This window comes from Hydrogenophaga intermedia (assembly GCF_000723405.1).
In the GTDB taxonomy this organism is placed as follows: Bacteria; Pseudomonadota; Gammaproteobacteria; order Burkholderiales; family Burkholderiaceae_C; genus Hydrogenophaga; species Hydrogenophaga intermedia.
Genome location: NZ_CCAE010000002.1, coordinates 187,804 through 213,488, shown reverse-complemented (window position 1 = coordinate 213,488; position 25,685 = coordinate 187,804). Strand labels below are relative to the sequence as shown.

General features: G+C 68.6%; 22 protein-coding genes. 8 read left to right on the top strand and 14 right to left on the bottom strand.

Annotation, left to right across the window (positions count from 1 at the left end; genetic code table 11):
* Nucleotide 1 precedes the first annotated feature (1 nt).
* From BN948_RS02490 to BN948_RS02470, 5 genes are all read left to right on the top strand, one after another.
* Complete coding sequence (locus BN948_RS02490; protein ID WP_009516574.1) at nt 2–1,507, top strand: sigma-54-dependent transcriptional regulator; 1,506 nt, start codon at nt 2–4, stop codon at nt 1,505–1,507.
* On the top strand, nt 1,482–2,114 hold the full coding sequence (gene ampD, locus BN948_RS02485) for a 1,6-anhydro-N-acetylmuramyl-L-alanine amidase AmpD (RefSeq protein ID WP_009516573.1): 633 nt from the start codon (nt 1,482–1,484) through the stop codon (nt 2,112–2,114). Before BN948_RS02490 ends, ampD begins: the two co-directional genes overlap by 26 nt.
* Before the next feature lie 332 nt (nt 2,115–2,446).
* Nucleotides 2,447–5,347, top strand: coding sequence for a ribonucleoside-diphosphate reductase subunit alpha (locus tag BN948_RS02480; RefSeq protein WP_009516572.1), 2,901 nt, complete (start codon nt 2,447–2,449; stop codon nt 5,345–5,347).
* A 147-nt stretch (nt 5,348–5,494) separates the two neighbouring features.
* Nucleotides 5,495–6,679 (top strand): ribonucleotide-diphosphate reductase subunit beta, encoded by a 1,185-nt coding sequence (locus BN948_RS02475; RefSeq protein WP_009516571.1) that lies wholly within the window; start codon nt 5,495–5,497, stop codon nt 6,677–6,679.
* A 216-nt stretch (nt 6,680–6,895) separates the two neighbouring features.
* Nucleotides 6,896–7,414, top strand: coding sequence for a histone H1-like DNA-binding protein (locus tag BN948_RS02470; RefSeq protein WP_009516570.1), 519 nt, complete (start codon nt 6,896–6,898; stop codon nt 7,412–7,414).
* A 66-nt stretch (nt 7,415–7,480) separates the two neighbouring features.
* Here BN948_RS02470 and BN948_RS02465 read toward each other — a convergent pair whose 3' ends face one another.
* The 7 genes from BN948_RS02465 to BN948_RS02435 all read right to left on the bottom strand — a co-directional run bounded on the left by BN948_RS02465 (nt 7,481) and on the right by BN948_RS02435 (nt 13,733).
* Nucleotides 7,481–8,380 carry a carbohydrate kinase family protein gene (locus BN948_RS02465; protein ID WP_009516569.1) on the bottom strand — a complete coding sequence of 300 codons (900 nt, stop codon included), beginning with the start codon at nt 8,378–8,380 and terminating at the stop codon, nt 7,481–7,483.
* Nucleotides 8,381–8,398: 18 nt separating this feature from the next.
* Nucleotides 8,399–9,649 carry a zinc-ribbon and DUF3426 domain-containing protein gene (locus BN948_RS02460; RefSeq protein WP_009516568.1) on the bottom strand — a complete coding sequence of 417 codons (1,251 nt, stop codon included), beginning with the start codon at nt 9,647–9,649 and terminating at the stop codon, nt 8,399–8,401.
* Nucleotides 9,650–9,684: 35 nt separating this feature from the next.
* Entirely contained in the window at nt 9,685–10,602 is a 918-nt protein-coding gene (prmA, locus tag BN948_RS02455; protein WP_009516567.1) for a 50S ribosomal protein L11 methyltransferase, read from the bottom strand.
* Nucleotides 10,592–11,941: an acetyl-CoA carboxylase biotin carboxylase subunit gene (gene accC / locus BN948_RS02450; RefSeq protein ID WP_009516566.1), complete on the bottom strand. Its 1,350-nt coding sequence runs from the start codon at nt 11,939–11,941 to the stop codon at nt 10,592–10,594. Before accC ends, prmA begins: the two co-directional genes overlap by 11 nt.
* A 13-nt stretch (nt 11,942–11,954) precedes the next feature.
* Nucleotides 11,955–12,416 carry an acetyl-CoA carboxylase biotin carboxyl carrier protein gene (gene accB, locus BN948_RS02445; protein ID WP_009516565.1) on the bottom strand — a complete coding sequence of 154 codons (462 nt, stop codon included), beginning with the start codon at nt 12,414–12,416 and terminating at the stop codon, nt 11,955–11,957.
* Between the two features lie 175 nt (nt 12,417–12,591).
* On the bottom strand, nt 12,592–13,122 hold the full coding sequence (locus BN948_RS02440) for a TlpA disulfide reductase family protein (RefSeq protein ID WP_009516564.1): 531 nt from the start codon (nt 13,120–13,122) through the stop codon (nt 12,592–12,594).
* Nucleotides 13,122–13,733 carry a hypothetical protein gene (locus BN948_RS02435; protein WP_035620318.1) on the bottom strand — a complete coding sequence of 204 codons (612 nt, stop codon included), beginning with the start codon at nt 13,731–13,733 and terminating at the stop codon, nt 13,122–13,124. Before BN948_RS02435 ends, BN948_RS02440 begins: the two co-directional genes overlap by 1 nt.
* 98 nt (nt 13,734–13,831) lie before the next feature.
* Between BN948_RS02435 and mpl the strand changes: the two genes are divergently transcribed.
* Complete coding sequence (mpl, locus tag BN948_RS02430) at nt 13,832–15,220, top strand: UDP-N-acetylmuramate:L-alanyl-gamma-D-glutamyl-meso-diaminopimelate ligase (protein WP_009516561.1); 1,389 nt, start codon at nt 13,832–13,834, stop codon at nt 15,218–15,220.
* A gap of 1 nt (nt 15,221) precedes the next feature.
* On the opposite strand, the gene BN948_RS02425 is transcribed toward mpl, so the two are convergent.
* The 7 genes from BN948_RS02425 to rodA form a co-directional block, all read right to left on the bottom strand.
* Nucleotides 15,222–15,542: a hypothetical protein gene (locus tag BN948_RS02425; RefSeq protein WP_009516560.1), complete on the bottom strand. Its 321-nt coding sequence runs from the start codon at nt 15,540–15,542 to the stop codon at nt 15,222–15,224.
* A 79-nt stretch (nt 15,543–15,621) separates the two neighbouring features.
* A complete protein-coding gene (locus BN948_RS02420) occupies nt 15,622–16,749 on the bottom strand; it encodes a 3-deoxy-7-phosphoheptulonate synthase (RefSeq protein ID WP_009516559.1) in 1,128 nt (375 codons plus the stop codon).
* A gap of 209 nt (nt 16,750–16,958) precedes the next feature.
* Nucleotides 16,959–18,311 (bottom strand): chromate efflux transporter, encoded by a 1,353-nt coding sequence (chrA, locus tag BN948_RS02415; protein ID WP_009516558.1) that lies wholly within the window; start codon nt 18,309–18,311, stop codon nt 16,959–16,961.
* On the bottom strand, nt 18,308–19,144 hold the full coding sequence (locus BN948_RS02410) for a chromate resistance protein ChrB domain-containing protein (RefSeq protein ID WP_009516557.1): 837 nt from the start codon (nt 19,142–19,144) through the stop codon (nt 18,308–18,310). The genes chrA and BN948_RS02410 overlap by 4 nt, the downstream gene beginning before the upstream one ends.
* A 122-nt stretch (nt 19,145–19,266) precedes the next feature.
* Nucleotides 19,267–20,727 (bottom strand): metalloprotease TldD, encoded by a 1,461-nt coding sequence (gene tldD, locus BN948_RS02405; RefSeq protein ID WP_009516556.1) that lies wholly within the window; start codon nt 20,725–20,727, stop codon nt 19,267–19,269.
* Between the two features lie 37 nt (nt 20,728–20,764).
* Nucleotides 20,765–21,655, bottom strand: coding sequence for an NAD(P)-dependent oxidoreductase (locus BN948_RS02400; RefSeq protein WP_035620190.1), 891 nt, complete (start codon nt 21,653–21,655; stop codon nt 20,765–20,767).
* A gap of 101 nt (nt 21,656–21,756) precedes the next feature.
* A complete protein-coding gene (gene rodA, locus BN948_RS02395; RefSeq protein WP_009516554.1) occupies nt 21,757–22,914 on the bottom strand; it encodes a rod shape-determining protein RodA in 1,158 nt (385 codons plus the stop codon).
* 22 nt (nt 22,915–22,936) lie between these two features.
* Here rodA and BN948_RS02390 point away from each other — a divergent pair, with 22 nt between their 5' ends.
* On the top strand, nt 22,937–23,560 hold the full coding sequence (locus BN948_RS02390) for a YqiA/YcfP family alpha/beta fold hydrolase (protein WP_009516553.1): 624 nt from the start codon (nt 22,937–22,939) through the stop codon (nt 23,558–23,560).
* Nucleotides 23,561–23,618: 58 nt separating this feature from the next.
* Complete coding sequence (locus BN948_RS02385) at nt 23,619–25,682, top strand: ribonuclease catalytic domain-containing protein (protein WP_009516552.1); 2,064 nt, start codon at nt 23,619–23,621, stop codon at nt 25,680–25,682.
* Nucleotides 25,683–25,685 lie beyond the last annotated feature (3 nt).

Genomic DNA, 25,685 nt, shown 5'->3' with positions numbered 1-25,685 from the left:
CATGTCCACCTCCGCGAGCGCCTCCATCCTGGTCGTCGACGACGAGCCCGACCTGCGCACCCTCTATGAACTGACGCTGCTGCGCGAGGGACACGCCGTCACCACCGCCGCCAACCTGGAGCAGGCCCGCGAGGGCCTGGCCCAGCAACGCTTCGACGTGCTCATCACCGACATGCAGCTGCCCGACGGCCTGGGGCTGACGCTGCTGCGTGAGGTCGCCGACGGCCAGCGCACCGAGAAGTGCATCGTGATCACCGCTTTCGGCTCCGCCGAGAACGCGGTCGAGTCGCTCAAGGCCGGTGCCTTCGACTACCTCACCAAGCCGGTCGACCTGCGCCAGTTGCGCGGGGCCGTCACCTCGGCCCTGCGCGGCCAGCGCGCGCCGCTGGCCGCCGTGCCCGCGAACGAGCCCACCCGCAGTGCGCCACCGCCGCCCAGTGGGGTGCGCGCCCTGGCCCGCCTGGTCGGCCAGGCGCCCAGCATCGTGCAGATAAAGGCCCGCATCGAGAAGGTCGCCACCAGCATGGCGCCGGTGCTCATCCTCGGCGAATCGGGCACTGGCAAGGAGCTCGTGGCGCGCGCCGTGCACGAATGCAGCCACCGCGCCAGCGGCCCCTTCATCGCCGTCAACTGCGGCGCCATCCCCGAAAACCTCATCGAGGCGGAGTTCTTCGGCGCGCGCAAGGGCGCCTACACCGGCGCCAGCGCCGACCGCGAGGGCTACTTCCAGGCCGCGCACGGCGGCACCCTGTTCCTCGACGAGATCGGCGACCTGCCGCTGGCCATGCAGGCCAAGTTGCTGCGCGTCATTCAAGAACGCCGCGTGCGCTCGCTCGGCGCCGTGCAGGAAGACGCGGTCGACGTGCGCCTGGTCAGCGCCACGCACCGCGACCTGCCCGCGCTCGTGCAGGCCGGCCAGTTCCGCCAGGACCTGTACTACCGCCTCAACGTCATCGGCCTGCGCACGCCCGCCCTGCGCGACCGCCCCGAAGACCTGCCCCTGCTCGCGCAGGCCCTGCTGGAACGACTGTGCGCCGAAGCCGGCCAGGCCGTGCCCGAGCTGTCGTCCGCCGCGCTGGCCTGGCTGCAAGCGCGGGAACTGCCAGGCAACGTGCGCGAACTCGAGAACCTGCTGCAGCGCGCGCTGGCCTTGGCCAACGGCCCGGTACTGCACGCCGCAGACTTCGGAGAGACCGGCGACACTGAGCCCGCTACCTTGCCCGACCCGCTACCCGACCCCCTGGCGGCGAGCGAACCCTACCGCTTCGTGCCGCTGAGCCCACCCGAGGCGGACAGTGGCGAGTCGCTCCCCAGTGACCTGCAGCGCTACCTCGACGACCAGGAGCGCCAGGTGCTGCTCAAGGCGCTGCAGGAGTGCGGCTTCAACCGCACCGCGGCGGCGGCCCGCCTGGGCCTGAACCTGCGCCAGATCCGCTACCGCATCCAGCGCCTGGGCATCGTGGTGCCCGGCGCGCCCGGCCATGGCGACAGCGACGCCGCGGACTGAGCCCGGCTGGCGCGGTGGCTGGTGGCGCGGCGCGCAGCGCGTCGAATCGCCTAACCACGGCCCGCGGCCGCGCGGCACGGTGGTCGACCTGATCGTGGTGCACTCCATCAGCCTGCCACCCGGTGTGTACGGCGGCGACGAGGTCGAGCGGCTGTTCACCAACCGGCTCGACTGGGACGCGCACCCTTACTTCCAGGCCATCCGCGGCATCGAGGTGTCGTCGCACTTCTTCGTGCGGCGCGACGGGCGCGTGCTGCAGTTCGTCTCCAGCGCGCGCCGCGCCTGGCACGCGGGCGCCTCGCACTGGCTCGGGCGCGACAACTGCAACGACTTCTCCGTCGGCATCGAACTCGAAGGTCTGGAAGGCGAGACCTTCGAAGCACCCCAGTACCAGGCACTGGCGCGGCTGTGCCAGGCCCTGCGCGTGCGCCACCCCATCCGGCACATCGCCGGCCACGAGCACATCGCCCCAGGGCGCAAGCAAGACCCGGGATCCGGCTTCGAGTGGGCCCGGCTGCGACAGCTCGTCGGATGGCCGACCTCGTGTTTTCCCGAAGCCACACACGAAGGACCGCTCGGCCTTCCAGCCGACGTCGACCGCGACTGACCCGGTCATCGCAGGCCACGCGCGGCCTGCAGCGCGGAATCTCGTCGCATCCCGCATGAATGCTTCGATCCGCGACCGAAACGCAGGCATCGTCAACGCTCGGCGCAAATCGTCGCGCGCCAGCGCATCGGCGCCATCCATGCCTTCGCCAATCCGCATCACAAAACGCTATCGGTAGTGCCTTGTTGCCCCTCGACACACCAGATATAGTGTGCCCCCAGATACCCCCCGGCCCTGTTTTCCGCGCACCGTCATCCGCGTGAGCAATGCACCCGACAACAGCGGCCAACCCGACCTGATCACCCAGAACAAATCCTGAATCGAGAGGAAACATGCTGAGCGCAGCCACCCCCCAGTCCCCCGTCGCCCCCGCACAGAAGTCCGTGCCCGGCGCTTCGCCCACCTCCTCCACCCCTGTGTCCGCCTACACGCAGTACCAGATCATCCGGCGCAACGGCGCCGTGGTGCCGTTCGAGCCCAGCAAGATCGCCGTGGCCATGATGAAGGCCTTCCTCGCGGTGCACGGCACGCAGGGCGCGGCCTCGGCCAGCGTGCGCGAAACGGTGGACGAACTGACGCAGAACGTGGTGCGCGCCCTCATGCGCTCGCGCCCGGGCGGCGGCACCTTCCACATCGAGGACGTGCAGGACCAGGCCGAACTCGGCCTGATGCGCAGCGGCCACCATGAAGTCGCCCGCGCCTACGTGCTGTACCGCGAGCGCCGCGCCGCCGAGCGCGCCACCCAGGCCGCCACCGCCCGCGCCGCCGAGCCGCAGCTGCACGTGATCGACGGCGGCCAGCGCGTGCCGCTCGACATCGACGCCCTCACCCGCCTGATCACCGACGCCTGCGCCGGCCTGGGCGCCGACGTCAAGGCCGACCCCATCGTCGCCGAGACCAAGCGCAACCTGTACGACGGCGTGCCGATCGACGAGGTCTACAAGGCCGCCATCCTGGCCGCGCGCACGCTGATCGAAAAAGACCCGGACTACACCTACGCCACCGCGCGCCTGCTGTTGCACACCATCGTGCGGGAGATCCTGGGCGCCGAGGTGCCGCAGGCCGAGATGGGCCAGCGCTACGCGGACTATTTCCCCCAGTTCATCCAGAAGGGCGTGGACGCCGAGCTGCTCAACCCCGACATGCTGCAGTTCGACCTGACCCGCCTGGGCGCCGCGCTCAAGCCCGAGCGCGACCTGCAGTTCGACTACCTGGGTCTGCAAACCCTGTACGACCGCTACTTCCTGCACGTGCGCAAATCGCGCATCGAACTGCCGCAGGCCTTCTTCATGCGCGTGGCCATGGGCCTGTCGCTCAATGAGATCGACCGCGAGGCCCGCGCGATCGAGTTCTACGAAATCCTCTCCACCTTCGATTTCATGAGCAGCACACCCACGCTGTTCAACAGCGGCACGCTGCGCTCGCAGCTCTCCAGCTGCTACCTCACCACCGTGCCCGACGACCTGGACGGCATCTACGAGTCCATCAAGGAAAACGCCCTGCTGTCCAAGTTCGCCGGCGGCCTGGGCAACGACTGGACACGCGTGCGCGCCCTGGGCAGCCACATCAAGGGCACCAACGGCGAATCGCAAGGCGTCGTGCCTTTCCTCAAGGTCGTCAACGACACGGCCGTGGCCGTGAACCAGGGCGGCAAGCGCAAAGGCGCCGTCTGCACCTACCTGGAGACCTGGCACCTGGACATCGAGGAATTCCTGGAGCTGCGCAAGAACACCGGCGACGACCGCCGCCGCACCCACGACATGAACACCGCGAACTGGATTCCGGACCTGTTCATGAAGCGCGTGCTGGAAAAAGGCGAGTGGAGCCTGTTCTCGCCCTCCAACACCCCCGACCTGCACGACAAATTCGGCACGGACTTCGAGAAGGCCTACGTCGCCTACGAGGAAAAGGCCGCGCGCGGCGAGATCAAGCCCTACCGCAAGGTGCCCGCCTCCGACCTGTGGCGCAAGATGCTCTCGATGCTGTTCGAGACCGGCCACCCCTGGATCACCTTCAAGGACGCCTGCAACGTGCGCAGCCCGCAGCAGCACGCCGGCGTGGTGCACAGCTCCAACCTCTGCACCGAGATCACGCTCAACACCAGCGACACCGAGACCGCCGTCTGCAACCTCGGCTCGGTCAACCTGCTGCGCCACCTGAAGGACGGCGAGAACGGCAAGGTACTCGACCACGAGAAGCTCAAGAAGACCATCGCCACCGCGATGCGCATGCTCGACAACGTGATCGACATCAACTATTACGCGGTCAAGAAGGCGCGCGACTCCAACCTGCGCCACCGCCCGGTGGGCCTGGGCGTCATGGGCTTCCAGGACGCGCTGTACGAGTTGCGCGTCCCCTACGCCTCCAACGAAGCCGTCGAGTTCGCCGACCGCTCCATGGAAGCCGTCTGCTACTACGCCTACTGGGCGTCCACCGAACTCTCCAAGGAGCGCGGCCGCTACAGCAGCTTCAAGGGTTCGCTGTGGGACAAGGGCATCCTGCCGCCCGACACCCTGGACCTGCTGGCCAAGGAACGCGGTGGCTACGTCGACGTGGACCGCTCCAGCAGCCTCGATTGGGACGCCCTGCGCCAGAAAATCGCCCGCGACGGCATGCGCAACTCCAACTGCGTGGCCATCGCCCCCACCGCCACCATCTCCAACATCATCGGTGTGGACGCCTCCATCGAGCCTTGCTTCGGCAACCTCTCGGTCAAGTCCAACCTGTCGGGCGAGTTCACCGTCATCAACGGCTACCTGGTGAAGGACCTCAAGCGCCTGGGCCTGTGGGACGACGTGATGGTGATGGACCTCAAGCACTTCGACGGCTCGCTGCGCCCGATCGACCGTGTGCCGCAGGACGTGAAGGCGCTGTACGCCACCGCCTTCGAGGTCGAGCCGGTGTGGCTGGTGGAAGCCGCCGCGCGCCGCCAGAAGTGGATCGACCAGGCGCAGAGCCTGAACATCTACATGGCCGGCGCCTCGGGCAAGAAACTTGACGAGACCTACAAGCTCGCCTGGCTGCGTGGCTTGAAGACCACCTATTACCTGCGCACCACCTCGGCCACGCAGATCGAGAAATCCACTGGCCGTACGGGGCAACTCAATGCGGTGTCGGTGACGCCGAGCGCACCGGTGGCCGCGGCCGCAAGTGCAACGGCAGTTGCGAGCGAACCCGCCACCGACGTCAAGTTCTGCGCCATCGACGACCCGGGTTGCGAGGCCTGTCAGTGAATCGGATTGCGTGCAATCGAACCCCGTCGCGATGCAATGCGTTGATTCATTCGATGCAACACCGCAACAAAATTCGTGAGCATGCGGTCTGATTGCTTTGCAATTCGCACAGACACTTTGATAATTCACTGAATCGGACCGACCCTTATGTTGAACTGGGACGAACCCACAACACCTTCTTCGACGTCGACGCACAGCCCCCGCCCTTCCGGCCAGCCGGGCTTGCAAGTCTCATCCATCGGTGAGACCACCGCCGCCGTCACCCGTCACGTCGCCTCCTCCGCCACGCCGTCGAGCCAGGCGGCCGCGCCGCAGCGCCGCATCAACGTGGCCGACAAGCGCATCATCAACGGCCAGACCGACGTCAACCAGCTGGTGCCGTTCAAGTACAAGTGGGCCTGGGAGAAGTACCTGGCCACCTGCGCCAACCACTGGATGCCGCAGGAAGTGAACATGAGCCGCGACATCGCGCTCTGGAAAGATCCCAACGGCCTCACGGAAGACGAGCGTCGCATCGTCAAGCGCAACCTCGGCTTCTTCGTCACCGCCGATTCGCTGGCCGCCAACAACATCGTGCTGGGCACCTACCGCCACATCACGGCCCCCGAGTGCCGCCAGTTCCTGCTGCGCCAGGCCTTCGAAGAAGCCATCCACACGCACGCCTACCAGTACATCGTGGAGTCGCTGGGTCTCGACGAAGCCGAGATCTTCAATGCCTACAACGAGGTGCAGTCGATCCGCGACAAGGACGAATTCCTGATCCCCTTCATCGAGGCGATCATGGACCCGAACTTCCACACCGGCACGCCCGAGAACGACCAGACCCTGCTCAAGAGCCTGATCGTCTTCGCCTGCCTGATGGAGGGCATGTTCTTCTACGTCGGCTTCACCCAGATCCTGGCGCTGGGCCGCCAGAACAAGATGACCGGCGCCGCCGAGCAGTACCAGTACATCCTGCGCGACGAGTCGATGCACTGCAATTTCGGCATCGACCTGATCAACGCGATCAAGATGGAGAACCCACTGCTCTGGACGTCCGAGTTCAAGGCCGAGATCAAGGAACTGTTCCTCAAGGCCGTTGAACTCGAATACCGCTACGCCGAGGACACCATGCCGCGCGGCGTGCTGGGCCTCAATGCCTCCATGTTCAAGGGCTACCTGCGCTACATCGCCAACCGGCGCGCCACGCAGATCGGCCTGGAGCCCCTGTTCCCGAACGAAGAGAACCCGTTCCCCTGGATGAGCGAGATGATCGACCTCAAGAAGGAACGCAACTTCTTCGAAACACGGGTGATCGAGTACCAATCGGGCGGAGCGCTCTCCTGGGACTGATGTCCCGGCCGGGTCTCCGCATTGCCAGCAAACAAGAAGACGAATCGAATCATCAGGACAGCCGCAGGGCGCGCAGACGCCCGCACTGGCCTGACCCCGGATTCAGGGCCCTGTGGTCTGTTGTGGATGCATCCACCTGACCGCAGAACCTTGAATCGCTTCACCGGCCATCCGACCGGCTGAAGTGCTCTTTGCAACTTGATCAAGGAGAAAGCAATGGCAACTGCGAAGAAAGCCCCGGCCAAGAAGGCTGCGGCGAAAAAGGCGCCGGCGAAGAAGAAAGTCGCCGCCAAGAAAGCCCCGGCGAAGAAAGTCGTGGCGAAGAAGGCCCCGGCGAAGAAAGTCGCCGCCAAGAAGGCGCCGGCGAAGAAGAAGGTCGCCGCCAAGAAAGCCCCGGCGAAGAAAGTCGCGGCCAAGAAGGCTCCGGCGAAAAAGAAAGTCGCGGCCAAAAAGGCTCCCGCCAAGAAAGCGGTAGCCAAGAAAGCCCCGGCGAAAAAGGCCGCGGCCAAGAAAGCGCCGGCGAAGAAAGCCGCTGCGAAGAAGGCGCCCGCGAAGAAAGCGGCAGCTAAAAAGGCCCCTGCGAAAAAGGCAGCCCCTGCGAAGAAGGCAGCCCCCGCAAAAAAAGCTGAGCCGGCCAAGAAGCCGGCTGCCCCTGCTCCCGCGGCCGCTCCCGCCGCTCAGACCAAGCTCAACCCTCAAGCCGCCTGGCCGTTCCCGACGTCCAGCAAGCCCTGAGTCAGCGTTGAGTTGATCTGAAAGCCCGGTGCGAATGCACCGGGCTTTTTTTGTTCCGGACCGCGTTCAGGCCAGCAGCGCGGCGTCCACCGTGTAGTTCTGCGGACCGCGCACCGCGATCTTGAGCGCGCCCAGGCGGTTGCCCAGTTCGGCGCAGCGCGCCAGCGGCCAGCCTTTGGACAGGCCGTGCAGCAGCGCCGCGCGGAAGGCGTCGCCACAGCCCGTGGGATCGACCACGGCCTCGGCCTTCACACCCGGCACGCGCGTGGCCATACCGTTCTCCCAGACGTCGCAGCCCTGGTCGGCGAGCGTGACCACCAGGCCGCGCACGCGTTGGGAGATGTCGGCCAGCGACAGGCCCGTGCGATCGCAGAGCATGCGGCCTTCGTAGTCGTTCACCGCCACCCAGCTCGCCTGGTCGATGAAGCGCAGCAACTCTTCTCCATTGAACATGGGCAGGCCCTGGCCCGGATCGAACACGAAGGGCACGCCCGCGGCCTTGAGCTGCGCAGCGTGGGAGACCATGCCCTCGCGGCCATCGGGCGCGATGATGCCCAGCGTGAGGTCTTTGCGCGCGGGCACAGGCGTGTCATGCGCGAAGGACATGGCGCCCGGGTGAAAGGCCGTGATCTGGTTGTTGTCGCGGTCGGTCATGATCATGGCCTGCGCGGTGTAGGCCTCGGCCACGGTGCTCACATGGGTGGTGTCCACGCCCAGCTCGCGCATGCGGGCGAGGTACTCAGCACCGTCGCTGCCCAGCGCGGCCAATGGCGCCACCTCGGCACCCAGTTGCCGCAGGCCATAGGCGATGTTGCCCGCGCAGCCACCGAAATCGCGCCGCAACCCGGGCACCAGGAAAGACACGTTCAGGATGTGCAACTGGTCGGGCAGGATCTGGTCGGCGAACCGACCCTCGAAGGTCATGATGGTGTCGAAGGCCAGCGAGCCGCAAACGAGGATGGGCATGGTGTCGAAGGGTGGGTTTCAGGGATAGAAGACCAGGGCGCGATAGCCCGCTGTGGGCACGCCCTCGCCAAGCGAGATCGAGAGGCGGAAGCTGACCGACACACGCTCGTGCGGCGGCAGGGCCGTGACGTCGGCGGGCCAGTCCTGCGGCAGGAACACGCGGCGCGCCACCACCACCTGTTGGGTGTCGGTCAGCGTCAGTTCGAGCGCCGGCAGGGCCACCTCCAGCGGCGACTGGTTGTGCAGCACGATGTCGAACGAATGAAAGTTGCCGAGCCGGCGCACCAGCTCGGCGCTGTCGATCACGATGGCGTCGATCTGGCGCACCGGTGCGAGGTCGCAGCCGAGGTGTACGCAGGCCTGTTCGATCCAGGGCTTGAGCGCGGGCTGCGCCGCGACCACGCGGTGGCGCTCTTGAATGGCCCATTGCGTCGCGAGCAGCAGCGCGAGCACGAGCGCCAGCAGCACCAGCGCGACGCGCATGCCGGGAGAGGTCCAGAACGCGCGGCGGCGGGCCTGGCGCACGAAGCCGGGCTCTGCGTCGGGGATGTCGTCGTCGCGCTCTCGAGGGGCTGATGCGGGCGGCGCCACGTCGGCTGGCGCGGCGACGCTCGCGGAGTTGACATCGGCAGGTTCTGTGGGCAAGGGCGCACGTGTGGAATGCGCGAAGCGCTCCAGCTCGGCGTGGAAGTCCGACTCGGGCTCTTCCTGGGACGCCACGGCAAGCGTGTTCGATACGCTGGGCATCCACTCGTCTTCGGGTTCCCGAGCCAGTGGCTCTTCCGGTTCTGGCGCCGATTCGGTCATCGCCTCGGGTAGGGGCACAGGCAGGACGGGATCGGGTTCGGGTTCGGGTTCGGGCTCGGCCGCCGCAGCGGCTTCCTCGACGACGGGCTCGGTGACCAGAGGCGCATCGAGAGGGCCGTCGCCAAACCAGGCCCGCAAGTCGTTGTCGTCGGGCGACTCCGCGGGTGGAGCAGGCACGTCGGCCACGACCGGGGTTGGGTCAAGGGGCGGAGGCGGCTGTGTTGCCACGGGCATGGTGAGAGGCGCAGGCGCAGGCGCCGGCGCGGGCGAGCGCTCCGGCACCACCGCGGCCTGATCGACCGGCGTGACCGTGGCCGTCGGCACCCACGCTTCCAGGTGGATGGTGGCGTCGAACACGTCGGAGCAGTGACCGCACCGCACCCAGCCGTCCGAAATCTTGAGTTGATCGGCCACCACGCGGAACACGGTGCCGCAAGCCGGACAGCGGGTGGTGAAACTCATGGGGACCGATTATCGCGGGCCTCGCCCGGACGGGCTCAAGGCTTGCGCGCGGTCATGAGGATCCAGCCGTCCTCTTCGTCACTGACCTCGAGCGCGAGCCAGGGCGCATAGGCCTCGCGCAGCTCGTCGGCCTGACGCGCCAGGATGCCCGCGAGCACCAGATGGCCGCCCGGGCGCACGTGCGAACACAGCAGCGGCGCGAGCACCTTCAGCGGCGTGGCCAGGATGTTGGCGAGCACCAGATCGTGCTCGCCCTTCGCAGCATCGGGCAGGCCGGCCTGCAGCGCGACACTGTTCGCGTTGGCGTTGAGGCGCGTGGATTCCACTGCCGCCGGATCGATGTCGACGGCGAGAATGTCGCGCGCGCCGTGCTTGGCCGCGCCGATGGCCAGGATGCCCGAGCCGCAGCCGTAGTCGAGCACGCGCGGCCCCACGGGCGCGTGCGTGGCCGTCCAGCGCAGGCACATGCGGGTGGTGGGGTGGGTGCCGGTGCCGAAGGCCAGGCCCGGGTCAAGCCGGATCACCTCGCGCGCCTGCGCGGGCGGCTCATGCCATGAGGGCACGATCCAGAACGTCGGCGTGATCTCGACCGGCTCGAACTGCGATTGCGTCAGGCGCACCCAGTCCTGCTCGGGCACCGCGCGCACGCCCTGCACGCGGCAGCCGTCGAAGAAGTCCTGCGCCGACAGCAGCGTGGCGGCCTCGCGCGCGGCGGCCTCGTCGGGGAACAGCGCGACCACGCGCGAACGCTGCCAGCCTTCCTTGGGCGGCGGCATGCCGGGCTCGCCGAACAGGGCTTGCTCGGCCTCGGTCATGGCGTCGGCGTCTTCCACCGACACGCTGAGCGCATCCAGCGCGTCGAGCGCTTCGCCCACGGCCTCGATGGCCCCCTCGGGCACTACCAGAACCAGTTCGAACGGCGTGGCCGCGCCAGCGGCGGAATCAGCGCTCACGCTGCGACAGCCACTCTTCGAGATAGTGGATGTTCGTTCCACCGGCCACGAAACTGGCATCGACCATCAACTCGCGGTGCAGCGGGATGTTGGTCTTGATGCCTTCGACCACCGTCTCAGCCAGCGCGGTGCGCATGCGCGCCAGCGCCTGCTCGCGCGTGTCGCCGTGCACGATGATCTTGCCGATCATGGAGTCGTAGTTGGGCGGCACGAAGTAGTTGTTGTAGACGTGCGAGTCCACGCGCACGCCAGGGCCACCCGGCGGGTGCCACAGGGTGATGCGGCCCGGCGAGGGCGTGAACTTGTACGGGTCTTCGGCGTTCACGCGGCATTCGATGGCGTGGCCCTTGAGCTGCACCTGGCGCTGCGTGAACGGCAGCTTCTCGCCCGCGGCCACGGCGATCTGCGTGCGCACGATGTCGATGCCGGTGATCCATTCGGTCACCGGGTGCTCCACCTGCACACGCGTGTTCATCTCGATGAAATAGAACTCGCCGTTCTCGAACAGGAACTCGAACGTGCCCGCACCGCGGTAGCCGATCTTCTTGCAGGCGGCCGCGCAACGCTCGCCGATCTTCTCGATCAGGCGGCGCGGGATGCCCGGCGCCGGTGCTTCCTCGATGACCTTCTGGTGGCGCCGCTGCATGGAGCAGTCGCGCTCGCCCAGGTAGACGGCGTTGCGGTGCTGGTCGGCCAGGATCTGGATCTCGATGTGCCGGGGGTTCTGGAGGAACTTCTCCATGTAAACCTCGGCGTTGCCGAAGGCCGCGCCGGCCTCGGCCTTGGTGGTCTGTACCGCGTGCAGCAGCGCTGCCTCGGTGTGCACCACGCGCATGCCGCGCCCGCCGCCACCGCCCGCGGCCTTGATGATCACCGGGTACCCCACGGCCTTGGCGGTGCGCTTGATCACCACCGGGTCGTCGGGCAGCGCGCCGTCGGAGCCGGGCACGCAGGGCACGCCCGCTCGGATCATGGCCTGCTTGGCCGAGACCTTGTCGCCCATGAGGCGGATGGAATCGGGCGTGGGGCCGATGAAGGTGAAGCCACTGCGCTCCACGCGCTCGGCGAAGTCGGCGTTCTCGCTCAGGAAGCCGTAGCCGGGGTGGATGGCCTCGGCGTCCGTCACCTCGGCGGCCGAGATGATGGCAGGCATGTTCAGGTAGCTCTGGCCCGACTGGGCCGGGCCGATGCACACCGCTTCTTCGGCCAGCTTGACGTACTTGGCGTCGCGGTCGGCCTCGGAATAGACCATCACCGCCTTGATGCCCATCTCGCGGCAGGCGCGCTGGATGCGCAGGGCGATCTCGCCGCGGTTGGCGATCAGGATCTTCTTGAACATGGGTGCGCGGCCCTCACTCGATCGCGAACAGCGGCTGGCCGTATTCGACGGCCTGGCCGTTCTGGACCAGGATCTGGGTCACGGTGCCGCTCTTGTCGGCCTCGATCTCGTTGAGGATCTTCATAGCCTCGACGATGCAGATGGTGTCACCCTCCTTCACCGTGTCGCCGACTTCGACAAATGCCTTGGCACCCGGGGCCGAAGCGCGGTAGAACGTGCCGACCATGGGCGACTTGACCAAATGGCCGGCCGGCTGCACGGGCGCGGTGGCCGCAGCGGGCGACGCCACTTCCACCACCTGCGCGGCCGGGGCGGCCGGCGCCACGGGCGGCATGCTGTAAGTAATGGGGGCGGGCATCACGGCCGGCGTGGCCTTGACGATGCGGACCTTGCCTTCGGCCTCGGTGATCTCGAGCTCCGACACGTTCGATTCCGACACCAGATCGATCAGCGTCTTGAGTTTTCGCAAATCCATGATTTCTCCAACGAAGTTCGGCGAAGTTGGTACTAAATGCTCTCAATTTCGTCGAATGGAGATGCCCCAACCGCCAAAGGGTGGGGCAGTGTACACGAAGTCACACATGGCACCAGCCCGGTCGTCCGGCCCAAAAATCAATGCAGATGAGCGGGCTTGCGACCCGTTCAGCGCATCAGGCCAGTTCCGCCCACTGGGCCAGATCGGACTCGTGCACCTGACCGATCTTGCGGTGGAGCACGCGGCCGTCGGAGCCGAACACCACGGTGAAGGGCAAGGCGCCGGTGGCGTTGCCCAGCGTGCGGCTGAGTTCGGTGCCGGCGAAGCCGGTCATGCCGACGGGGAAGGACAGTGGCAGGCGCTGCAGGAACTGGCGCACCGGCTCCACGCGATCGACCGCCAACCCCAGCAGTTGCCAGCCCTTGGGCGATTGCTTCTGGTGGAACGCATCGAGCAGTGGCAACTCCTCCACGCAGGGCGGGCACCAGGTGGCCCAGAAGTTCACGAGCAGCGGGCGGCCGCGCAGGGCAGCCACGGCCAGCGTGGCGCCGCCTTCGGGCGTTTCGAACGAGGTCTGCCAGAACGCGGCCTCGGCGCCGTCCATCACCGGTGCCGGACTCAGGCGCCGCTCGGCCCACCACACCCCGGCGCCAGCCGCGGCCAGCGCCACGCCACCAGCCAACCAATGGCGACGCTGCAACTTCATCACGAGCCCTCCCCTGCTTCCGCCGCCAGGCGCTCGCGCAACGCAGCGGCGTCGCCACGCGGCTTGCGCCCCTGGCTGTCGGGCTTGAGCGCGCCGCGCAGGCCGTCCAGGTCGTGCACCAGCAGGTGCATCAGCACCCACTGGCCGAGCGCCTCGCTGCGCGTGCGCACCGTGAGCGCCTCCACCGGTTCGCCGCGCCAGCCCGTGCCGGTGCCAGGGTGGTAGTCCACGCGGTGGTCGATCAAGGCCCATTCGGCCTGCTTGGGGTCGTCGCAGAAGAGGTGCATGTGAAGGTCGCTGTGGCGCGTGGCCGTGCCGTGCCAGGCGGCACCGCCCAGGTGCGGGCGGAAAGCCTGGAGTCGATCCATCCAGAGCAGCGCCAGTTCCCGCAGCGCGCGCAGCTCGGCGGGCTGGGTGTCGGCGCAGAACACGGCAATGTGTTCGCGCACGGCGGCTTCCAGCGTGTCGTTATCGGGCAGCGGGGTGCGGGTGTGCATCCCCAACTGGCGGATGGCGGCGCGCTTGGCCGCAGCGTAGTCCTGGCCTTCGTCGACCACCAGGCGCGCGGCCACGGCGGCGATCTCGGCAGCGGTGTCGTCTCGCGAGAGCATCCGGGGATTGTGCCCCGTGGACAAAGCCCACAAGGCGGGCGCCATTCTCTCCTCGGCGCTACGGAGGATGGCCGCGCCCACCTCCCTAGAATCCGCGCATGCATATTCACATCCTGGGCATCTGCGGCACCTTCATGGGCGGTGTTGCGGCCCTGGCCCGCGAGGCGGGCCACCGCGTGACCGGCTGCGACGCCGGCGTCTACCCACCCATGAGCGACCAGCTCCGCGCCCTCGGCATCGATCTCATCGAGGGCTTCGGTGCCGACCAGATGGCGCTCAAGCCGGACGTCTGGGTCATCGGCAACGTGGTCAGCCGCGCCCGCCTGCCCGACGGCAGTCCCAAGTTCCCGCTGATGGAAGCCATCCTGGAAGCCGGCGCGCCCTACACCAGCGGCCCGCAGTGGCTGGCCGAACACGTGCTGCAGGGTCGCCACGTGCTGGCCGTGGCCGGCACGCACGGCAAGACAACCACCACGTCGATGCTTGCGTGGGTTCTGGAGGCCTGCGGACAGCAGCCGGGGTTCCTGGTGGGCGGCGTGCCGATGAACTTCGGCCTCTCCGCCCGGCTGGGCCAAGGCAAGGCCTTCGTTATTGAAGCGGACGAATACGACACCGCCTTCTTCGACAAGCGCAGCAAATTCGTGCACTACCGCCCGCGCACGGCCATCCTGAACAACCTCGAGTTCGACCACGCCGACATCTTCGACGACCTCAAGGCGATCGAGCGGCAGTTCCATCACCTGGTGCGCACCGTGCCCGGCAGCGGACGCGTGGTGGTCAACGGGCTGGAGGACAGCCTGGAGCGCGTGCTGCACCAGGGCTGCTGGAGCGAGGTTCGCAGCTTCGGTGCCGCCGTGAGCGACTTCACCGCTCAGGGCGAGCCGCACGACTTCGCCGTGCTGGAACGTGGTCAGGTGGTCGGCCACGTACGCTGGGCGCTCAGCGGCGTACACAACCAGCTCAATGCACTGGCGGCCATCGCGGCGGCCGATCACCTGGGCGTGCCGCCCGCGGAGGCCGCGCAGGCCCTGGCGCGTTTCGAGAACGTGCGTCGGCGCATGGAGGTGCGCGGCACCGTGGCGCACGCGGGCGGCGACATCACGGTCTACGACGACTTCGCGCACCACCCCACGGCCATCCGCACCACGCTCGATGGCCTGGCGCGCCGCCTGGGCCAGCCGCGCGGGCGCATCCTCGCGGTGTTCGAGCCGCGCAGCAACACCATGAAGCTGGGCACGATGAAAGCGCAACTGCCCTGGAGCCTGGAGAACGCCGACCTGGCCTTCTGCCACTCGGGCGGGCTCGACTGGGACGCCGCCGAGGCGCTGGCGCCCATGGGCGCGCGCGCGGTGGTGGGCGCGAACATCGACACGGTGGTGAACCAGGTGACGCAGGCCGCGCAGGCCGGCGATCACATCGTGTGCATGAGCAACGGCGGCTTCGGCGGCATTCACGAGCGCCTGCTCAAGGCGCTGGCCGCCCCCTGATTCAATAGCTCAGCGACTGGGCCGGCACGTCCACGGTGACGACGGGCTTGGCCAGCGCCGCGCTGGCCGCGCGCGCGAAGGCCAGGGCCCAGTCGCGGTGCGCCGCTTCCTGAAAGCGTGGCTGGCCCGCGGCCTGCGCGATGCACAGGATCTTGTCGGCCGTGAGCACCTTGCCCGTGAGCCGGATCGGCTCGCAGCCCATCTGCGTGAACTGCTCGTCCAGCCAGTGCCGCGCCTGGTCATGCGGCATGGGCTGCACCTCTTCCAGGTCGATGCGGTAGGTGGCGGGCTCGCCCCAGGTGACGATGACTTGGCTGCGCATGGGTGTGTCTCCGCGAGGCTGGTTGTCGGGCCATTGTGCCGCGCCCACCGGGCACGGCACCGCGGAAAACCCTCCTCGCTCAGCGGCGGCGCGCAGCCTCGACCGACTGCGACAGAATCTCCAGCGCCTGCACCGAATCGCTCCAGCCCAGGCAGGCGTCGGTGATGCTCTGCCCGTACTGCAACGCAGCGGGATCGTCCTTGCCCGGGGTGAACTTCTGCGCGCCAGCCTCGATATGGCTCTCGATCATCACGCCGAAGATGGACTTGGAGCCGCCCGCGATCTGCGCGCCCACGTCGCGGGCCACATCGATCTGCTTTTCATGCTGCTTGCTGCTGTTGGCGTGGCTGAAGTCGATCATGAGGCGCGGCGTCTGCTTGGCCGCTTCGAGGTCCTTCACTGCGGCGGCCACGCTGGCGGCGTCGTAGTTGGGCGCCTTGCCACCGCGCAGGATCACGTGGCAGTCCTTGTTGCCCTTGGTCTGCACGATGGCGACCTGGCCGTTCTTGTGCACCGACAGGAAATGGTGGCCGCGGCCCGCCGCCTGGATCGCGTCGGTGGCGATCTTGATGTTGCCGTCGGTGCCGTTCTTGAACCCGATGGGCGCCGACAGGCCCGAGGCCAGTTCGCGGTGCACCTGGCTTTCGGTGGTGCGCGCGCCGATGGCGCCCCAGCTGATGAGGTCACCGATGTACTGGGGCGAGATCACGTCGAGAAACTCGCTGCCCGCCGGCAGGCCCTGGCGATTGATCTCGATGAGCAACTGACGCGCGATGCGCAGGCCCTCGTCGATGCGATAGCTCTCGTCGAGGTAGGGGTCGTTGATCAGGCCCTTCCAGCCCACCGTCGTGCGCGGCTTCTCGAAGTAGACGCGCATCACGATCTCCAGCGTGTCGGCGTACTGCTCGCGCAAGGGCTTCAGCCGCCGGGCGTAGTCCAGGGCGGCACCGGGGTCGTGAATGGAGCAGGGTCCGATGACCACCAGCAGCCGGTCGTCCTTGCCGTGCAGGATGCGGTGGATGCGCTGACGGGTCTGACTGATCAGGGCTTCCGTCGGCGTGCCGGCGATGGGGAAGAAGCGGATGAGGTGTTCGGGCGGGGGAAGCACGGTGATGTCCTGGATGCGTTGGTCGTCGGTCTCGCTGGTCTTGTCGAGAGGACGCGCATACCAGGCGTCGCTGGCGGCGGAAGTGGCTTTGGCGTTCATCACGGGCTCCTGGGTGGGTCTAGAGGAATATGGTGGGGGCAAAAAAAAACCGCCGGGCAGAGGCTCCGGCGGTTTTGATCGAGGTGCTTGGCGCGCTTACGTCTTCGCCTCTCGTCCGCCGGGGACAGAGAACCAAAAGTAAAAAGCGAAGTAAACGGCGCGCGAAGGCATGGGGCGCAATGTAGCACAGGGCTTGTGACGGCCGCGCGTCAGGCTGCCCAGCCGGTGGCTTTGAGCAACACCCCCAGCGCGCCGCAGGCCGCGATCACGGGGATGACACCGAGCTTGAAGCACACCAGCGCCAGGGCCGCCAGCGCCGCGATCGCCAGCGCCGCGAAATCCGCAGGCCCACCGGGCACGGGCCAGGCGATGTGGGCGAGGAAGAAGACACCCAGGCTGGCGATCACGCCCACCACCGCCGCCGTGATGCCGGTGAGCGGCGCGATGAAATGCATCTGCCCGTGCGTGCTTTCCACCAGCGGCCCACCCGCCAGGATGAAGACGAACGAGGGCAGGAAGGTGAACCAGGTGACCACCGTGGCCGCCAGGGCAGCGCCCCAAAAGCGGGTCTCGGGACCCAGCACCTCGGTGTGCCAGCCACCGAGGAAGCCGACGAAGGCGACGACCATGATCAGCGGCCCCGGCGTGGTCTCGCCCAGCGCAAGGCCATCGATCATCTGCGGTCCGCTGAGCCAGCCGTGATGCACCACCGCGCCCTGATAGACGTAAGGCAGCACCGCATAGGCGCCGCCGAAGGTGAGCAGCGCGGCCTGGGTGAAGAACACGCCCATGGTGGGCAGTACGCCCTGCGCACCTTGCCAGGCCAGCAGCGCGGCCATGGGCAGCGCCCACAGCACACCGCCCAACAGCAGCACGCGCAGCAGCCGGCCACGCGAGAAGCGCGCGTGCGCCGGCGTGGGCGTGTGGTCGTCGATGAGCGCCGGCGCGGCAGGCGCCGCAGCAGCCTTGGCCGAGGCGTGGCCGCTGCCTGCCAGGAACTGCGCCGGCGCAAAGCGCCCGCCCAACCAGCCCAGCGCCAGCGCCGACAGCACCACCAGCGGAAATGGCAGTCCGAGTACGGCGATGGCCACGAAGCTGCCGATCGCCATCGCCCACAGCCAGGGCGCCTGGCGCGGCGAGCGCAACACCTTGCCGCCGATGCGCCATACCGCCTGCACCACGATGGCCGCCACCGCGGGCTTGATGCCATAGAGCACGCCCGCTACCCAGCCGACGTGGCCATAGACCAGGTAGGCCCAGCTCAGGCCGACGAGCAGCAGCAGCGAGGGCAGCACGAACAGCACCCCGGCCGCGATGCCCCCCCAGGTGCGGTGCAACAGCCAGCCGATGTAGGTGGCGAGTTGCTGGGCCTCGGGACCGGGCAGCAGCATGCAGTAGTTGAGGGCGTGCAGGAAGCGCCGCTCGCTGATCCAGCGGCGCTGTTCCACGAGTTCGCGGTGCATCACCGCGATCTGCCCCGCCGGGCCGCCGAAGCTGATGAAGCCGAGCTTGAGCCAGAAGCGCAGGGCTTCGCCGAAGGACACGGTACGGGCATCGCTCACGCGGGCCTCCAGGTATGGGTTTCGTTGTCGCGGCGCTGCTCGGCCGCGCACCAGGCGTACAGGGCGTCGTAGACCGGCAGGCCGGCAGCCAGCAGGGCGTGGTCGTCGCCCTCGTGCAGGCGCGCCAGGCCGAGCGAGACGGCCAGCAGGCCGGCGCTGACGGGATCGAGGTCGAGCCGGTCGGTGTCGGCGCCGCGCACGATGGTGGCGAGCCGGTCGAGCGCGGGCAGTTGCAGGCCGAAGGCATCGATCAAGGCGTCGAAACTGCAGCGCTCGCCCACGTGGGTGATGGGCGCGCCGGGGATGTCGAACGCCACCGCACCCAGGGCCTGCGCGCGCGCCAGCACCTCGGCCGTGGGCGCGAAGTGGAACTCGGCCAGCGGGTCGATGAAGCGGCGCACCAGCCAGGGACAGGCGATGCGGTCGATGCGGGGGCGCTCGCGCGTGATCCAGCGACTCGGTGCTTCACCGCTCACGCCGAGATCGCGCCGCTGGCGCAACACGGGCAAGGGTTCGGCGCGCACACGGCCAATGAAGGCGCTGTCATCGACCCCGGGCTCGCCACCGTCGATGCCGCCTTCCAGCGCCCAGGCTCGGCGGCCGGCGGCGCGCAGCTCGCGCGCCGCGCGCTGGCTCACCTCGTGGCCGTGCACGCAGTACACGATTACATCGCGCCCGGCATCGTCTGCCGGGAGGGTGCGCAGCGCACCCGCCACCCGGTGGGTACTGGCGTCGAAGCGTTCGGGGCGGCGCACATCCAGGATCCAGGGCGCGCCAGCGTGGCCCAGGCGCGCGGCCAGGGCTGTGCGTGAAATGAAAAGATCGTCGTCCATGACAGGCTCCGTGAAGGGCTGTTCAGCGCTTGGACGACGTGTCTTGGCCCGGTGCGGGCCGCGGGAGGCTGTGGTCCCGAGGGGCGCAGTGTAGCGCCGCTTGACCGGCGGCGCTACCGGGATCAGGCCGTGCCGCCGACCGTCAGCGCCTCGATGCGCAGCGTGGGCTGGCCCACGCCCACCGGCACGCTCTGGCCTTCCTTGCCGCAGGTGCCCACGCCGGTGTCGAGCCGCATGTCGTTGCCGATCATGCTCACGCGCGTCAGCGCGTCGGGGCCGTTGCCGACCAGGGTGGCACCCTTCACCGGGTACTGGATCTTGCCGTTCTCGACCCAGAAGGCCTGGCTGGCGGAGAACACGAATTTGCCGCTGGTGATGTCGACCTGGCCGCCGCCGAAATTGGTGGCATAGAGGCCTTTCTTGATGCTGGCGACGATTTCGTCGGGGTCCTTGTCGCCACCCAGCATGTAGGTGTTGGTCATGCGCGGCATGGGCGTGTGGGCGTAGCTTTCACGCCGGCCGTTGCCGGTGGGCTTCACGCCCATCAGGCGCGCGTTCATCGCGTCCTGGATGTAGCCGCGCAGGATGCCGTCTTCGATCAGCACGTTGCGCTGCGACACGTGGCCCTCATCGTCGATGTTGAGCGAGCCGCGGCGGTCGGCGATGGTGCCGTCGTCGAGCACGGTGACGCCCTTGGCCGCCACGCGCTGCCCGATGCGGCCGGCGAAGGCGCTGCTGCCCTTGCGGTTGAAGTCGCCCTCGAGCCCGTGGCCCACGGCCTCGTGCAGCAGGATCCCGGGCCAGCCGCTGCCCAGCACCACCACCATCTCGCCCGCGGGTGCGGGGCGCGACTCGAGGTTGGTCAGGGCCTGCTCCACCGCCTCATCGACGTAGCTTTGCACCATGGCGTCGTCGAAGTAGGCCAGGCCAAAGCGGCCACCACCGCCGGAATTGCCCATCTCGCGCCGGCCGTTCTGCTCGGCGATGACGGTGACCGACAGGCGAATCAGCGGGCGCACGTCGGCCGCCAGGGTACCGTCGGCGCGCGCCACCAGCACCACGTCGTGCTCGGCGGCCAGGCCGGCCATCACCTGCGCCACGCGCGGGTCCTTGGCCTTGGCCAGGCGCTCCACTTTTTCCAGCAGCGCCACCTTGGTGGTGCTGTCCATCGAGGCGATGGGGTCCACGTCGGCATAGAGCGAGCGCGACTTGGCCACCCTGGAGGCCTTGACCTTGACCTTCTTCGCCTGGCCCTGGCCCGAGATGCTGCGCACGGTGCGCGCGGCGTCGAGCAGGGACTCCCAGGACAGGTCGTCGGAATAGGCGAAAGCGGTTTTCTCGCCGCTCACGGCGCGCACGCCCACGCCCTGTTCGATGTGGAAACTGCCGGTCTTGACGATGCCCTCTTCCAGGCTCCAGCCTTCGTTGCGGGTGGCCTGGAAGTACAGGTCGGCGTCGTCCACGCCGTGCGAGCGGATTTCCGCCAGCGCCTGGTGCAGGTGGGCGGTGGTGAGACCGAAGGGTTCGAGCAGGAGCTGCTCGGCGGTGGCCAGACGGGCCAGGGTGGGTTCGCGGGCGATCATCCGGCCATTGTAGGAACGGCCCGCCCGCCTGTGGGGCTCAGGGGCTTGGCAAACCGTCGGGGTGCGCGCGCATCCAGTCGAGCAGCGCGCCGTCGTCCAGCCCGGCCATGCCCTCGCTCAAGGCGGCGGCGAAGACGGCGGCGGCCTGCGGGCCCAGCACACCTTCATGCCCGGCGGCCCGACCGGCGGCCACCGCGAGGCGCGTGTCCTTGGCCAGCAGCGTCATGTGGGCACGCGGCGCGGTGTCGCCGGCCAGTTGGCGGCGCAGCCGGTCGGCGCCGATCCAGCTCTGGCCGCTGGAGCGCTCGATCACGTCGAGCGTGCGCGCCAGATCCAGCCCCAGGCGCTGCGCCAGGGCGAGCGCCTCGGCCGCGCCCGCGAGGTTGATGCCCGCCAGCAGGTTGTTCACGAGCTTGGTGCGCGCGCCGTCGCCCACGCGCTCGCCGACGCGGAACTGGCTGTCGGACAGGTCGGCCAGCAGCCCCGCGTGGCGCTGCAGCGCGGCCTCGGGGCCGGCCAGCATCAGGCTCATGGTGCCGGCGCGCGCCCGGGCGGGGCCGCCGGACATGGGGGCGTCGATGGTGTCCACGCCCCGCGGCGCCAGCCGCGCGGCGATGGCCTCGGTGTCTTCGGGCGCAATGGTGGGGCACAGCAGCAGGGTCTGGCCGGGCTTGAGCAGGGGCGCGGCGCCCTGCTCGCCCCAGAGCACCTCGCGGCATTGGCCCGCATCCACCACCACGAGAGCCAGGACACCACCTTCTTCCAGAACGGCCGCCACCTCGCGCGCACTGGCGCAGACCGTGGCGCCGGCCGCGCGGGCGCGCTGGGCGCAGGCGGGGTCGATGTCGTGCACCGCCACGGGCCAGCCGCGCTCCCGCAGGCGCTCGACCATGGCGCCGCCCATGAGGCCGGCGCCGATGACGGCCACAGGAACACAAACGCCACGATCCGGCGCCGGGCCGCCCCAAGCCGGATCAGCCCCCTCGGGGGGCAGCGACCCGCGCAGCGGCGGAGTGTGGGGGCCCACGTTCATGTGGGCACCAGCCGCTTGGCCCGCGAAATCGCCAGCAACATGCCCAGCCCGACCCCCATCGTCACCATGGCCGTGCCCCCGTAGCTCACGAAGGGCAGCGGCACGCCCACCACCGGCAGGATGCCGCTGACCATGCCCATGTTGACGAAGGCGTAGACGAACAGGTTGAGCGTGAGCGCGCCAGCCAGCAGGCGCGAGAACAGCGTGGGCGCCTCGGCCGCGATGATCAGCCCCCGGCCGATGAGCGCGGTGAACCCCACCACCAGCACCAACACGCCCACCAGGCCGAACTCCTCGGAGAAGGCGGCGTAGATGAAGTCGGTGGTGCGTTCGGGGATGAATTCCAGGTGAGTCTGCGTGCCCTGCATGAAGCCCTTGCCCCAGACGCCGCCCGAGCCGATGGCGATCATGCCCTGGATGATGTGGAAACCCTTGCCCAGCGGGTCCTTGGTCGGGTCCAGCAGGGTGCACACGCGCTGGCGCTGGTACTCGTGCAGCACCTGCCAATCCACCCCGGGCGCGCACCAGCTCGACTCATTGAAGATCAGCACCACGACGCCCACTGCCAGCAGCAACACGGGCGGGACGATGAGCTTCCAGCTCAGGCCGGCGAAGAAGATGACGGCCAGGCCCGAGGCCATCACCAGCAGGGTGGTGCCCAGGTCGGGCTGCAGCAGGATGAGCGCGATGGGCACCGCCAGCAGCCCCCCCGCGACGATGAAATCCGTGGCCTTGAGCTGCCCTTCGCGGCGGTGGAACCACCACGCCAGCATCATGGGCATGGCGATCTTCATGATCTCGCTGGGCTGGATCACGGTGACGCCGATGTCCAGCCAGCGCTGCGCGCCCTTGCGCATGACGCCCGCGAACTCCACCCCCAGCAGCAGGGCCACGCCCACGATGTAGACCGGCAGCGCCAGGCTCATCAGGCGCTGCGGCGGGATCTGAGAGAACACCAGCATCACGCCCGCGCCGATGAGCATGTTGCGGCTGTGCTGGGCAAAGCGCGAGCCGTGGTCGAAGCCCACCGAATACATGGTGAGCAGGCCCAGCGCGGCCATGCAGCAGACGATGGCGATCAGCGGCCAGTCGAAGCCCCGCATGAAAGGGATCGCGCGCTGCAGCAGACTGGGTTTGTCGAGGACGACGGCCATGGGACGCGATTATCCTCAGTCGATGAACGCCCCCACGGACAGCCCCGCCACCCACCTGCTCTACCTGCACGGTTTCCGGTCCTCGCCGCTGTCCATGAAGGCGCGGATGGTGGGCGAGTTCGTGCACCGCGAGCACCCCGGCGTAACCTGGTGGTGCCCCCAATTGCCGCCCTCGCCGCGCGCCGCGGCGGCGCTGGTCCGCCAGGGCACGGCCGACTGGCCCTTCGATCGCACGGCCGTGGTCGGCTCCTCGCTGGGCGGCTTCTACGCGCGCTGGTTCGCCCTGCAGACGGGCTGTCGCGCGGTGCTGCTCAACCCCGCGAGCTTTCCCGCACGCGACCTGTCGGACCACATCGGCGAGCAGACCACCTGGCAGAACCCCGAGGAGCGTTTCTTCTTCGAGCCGGCCTTCGTGGACGAACTCCGGGTGCTGGAGGCCGACATCGCGCGGCTGGCGCCCTTGAACCCCGTGACGCCCGATCGGCTGATGGCGATCGTCGCCAAAGGCGACGAGGTGCTCGACTGGCGCGAGATGCAGGCCTTCTGCGCGGGGGGCGACATCCGCCTGCTGGAGGGCGGCGACCATGCGATCAGCGATTTCGAGGCGCACATGGACGCGGTGTTCGGCTTCCTGCGGCTGGCCTGACGGCCGATGGGCCGCCCGAAGTGACGGCCCCCATGGCCGGGATGGGACAATCCCGCCCATGCACATCCTGTTCGACGAGGCCGGCAAGTTCCTGACCGGCCGCCTGCTGTCCGAGGCCGAAAGTTCTCTTCAAGTGGAACTCGACTCCGGCAAGCGGGTGAAAGTGAAGGCGGCCAACGCGCTGCTGCGATTCGAGAAACCCTCGCCCGCCGAGCTCATGAAGGAGGCCACTGCGCTGGCCGAGGGCATGGAGCTCGAGCTCGCCTACGAGTTCGCGCCCGAGGACGAGTTCGGCTTCGCCGACCTGGCGCGCGAGTACTTCAACGCCCAGGCCGGCACGGCACAGCAGGCGGCCGCCCTGCTCACCCTGCAGAACGCGCCGCACTACTTCCGCCGCGCCGGCAAGGGCCGCTTCAAGAAGGCGCCGCCCGAGATCGTGGCGCAGGCCCTGGCCGCCATCGAGAAGAAGAAGGAGCTGCAGGCCCGTATCGAAGCCTGGGCCGCCGAGCTCGCCGCCGGCCAATGCCCCGAGCCGGTGCGCCAGCAGCTCTACCGCATCCTCTTCAAGCCCGACAAGAACGGCCCCGAGTACAAGGCCGTGGTGGAGGCCGCGCGCCAGAGCCACACCGCACCGCTGGTGCTGCTGCAGAAGGCCGGCGCCATCACCAGCGCGTATCAGTTCCACTGGCAGCGCTTCCTGTTCGAGCACTTCCCCAAGGGCACGGGCTTTCCTGCGCTCAGCGCGCCGCCGGTGGCCGACGAGCTGCCCCTGGCGAACGTGCAGGCCTTCTCCATCGACGACTCCGCCACCACCGAGATCGACGACGCGCTGTCCGTGCAGGGTCTGGGTTCGGGCACGGTCACGCTGGGCATCCACATCGCGGCGCCGGGCCTGGCCATCGCGCCCGGCAGCGCGCTCGACGAGATCGCCCGCCACCGGCTGTCCACCGTCTACATGCCGGGCCACAAGATCACCATGCTGCCCGATGCGGTGGTGGAGGCCTACACGCTGCAGGCCGGGCGCGACTGCCCGGCCGTGTCGCTGTACGTGGAGATCGACGAGGCCACGCTGGCCGTGGGCGCCAGCCGCACCGCGCTGGAGCGCGTGCCCATCGCCCACAACCTGCGCCACGACCGGCTCGACGCCATCGTCACCGAGGCATGGCTCGGGGGCGAAGCGAATTCCGCCGCTCCAGCGGAACTCGCGGGCCTGCAGCCCGCGCTGGTCTTCCTGCACCGCTTCGCGCGCGAACACAAGGCGCAGCGAGAAGTGGCGCGTGGCAAGCCCGAGACCTTTACGCGGCCCGACTACACCTTCAAGCTCGAGGGCGTGCAAGGTGACGAGCCCGCCGGCGACGAGCGTGTGCTCATCGGCACGCGCTCGCGCGGCGCGCCGCTGGATCTGATGGTGGCCGAGGCCATGATCCTGGCCAACAAGACCTGGGGCCTGTGGCTGGCCGAGTGCGGCGTGCCCGGCATCTACCGCAGCCAGGCCAGCCTGCTGCCCGGCATCAAGGTGCGCATGGGCACCAAGGCGCTGCCGCACGCGGGCATCGGGGTGAAAGCCTACGCCTGGAGCACCTCGCCCTTGCGCCGCTACGTCGATCTGGTGAACCAGTGGCAGATCGTGGCCTGCGCGCGCCACGGCAAGACGGCCGCGCTCGCCGCGCCCTTCAAGCCCAAGGACGCCAACCTGTTCGCCGTGGTGAGCGCCTTCGACGCCGCCCACGCCGCGTACAACGGTTTCCAGGGCGGCATGGAGCGCTACTGGACGCTGCAGCACCTGCGCCAGAACGGCATCACCGAACTCACGGCCACGCTGATCAAGGACGGCCTGGTGCGCGCCGACACCCTGCCCCTGGTGCTGCCCGTGCTGGGCGCCGAGGGCCTGATGCGCGGCGCCCACCTGCGCGTGCGGCTCGGCGCCATCGACGACATCAGCCTGGAGGTAAGCGGCACCGTCATCGAGCGGCTCGACCAGCCGGTGGAGAGCGCCGACGCGCTGGAGAGCGAAGCCGAAGAGGACGAGGAAGAGCCGTTGGGCGCCCCGGTGGCGCTGGCCATCGATCTGGACGAGCCTGCCGCTGCCGATACCCCTGGGGACACCCCGCAGAACGGATAATCC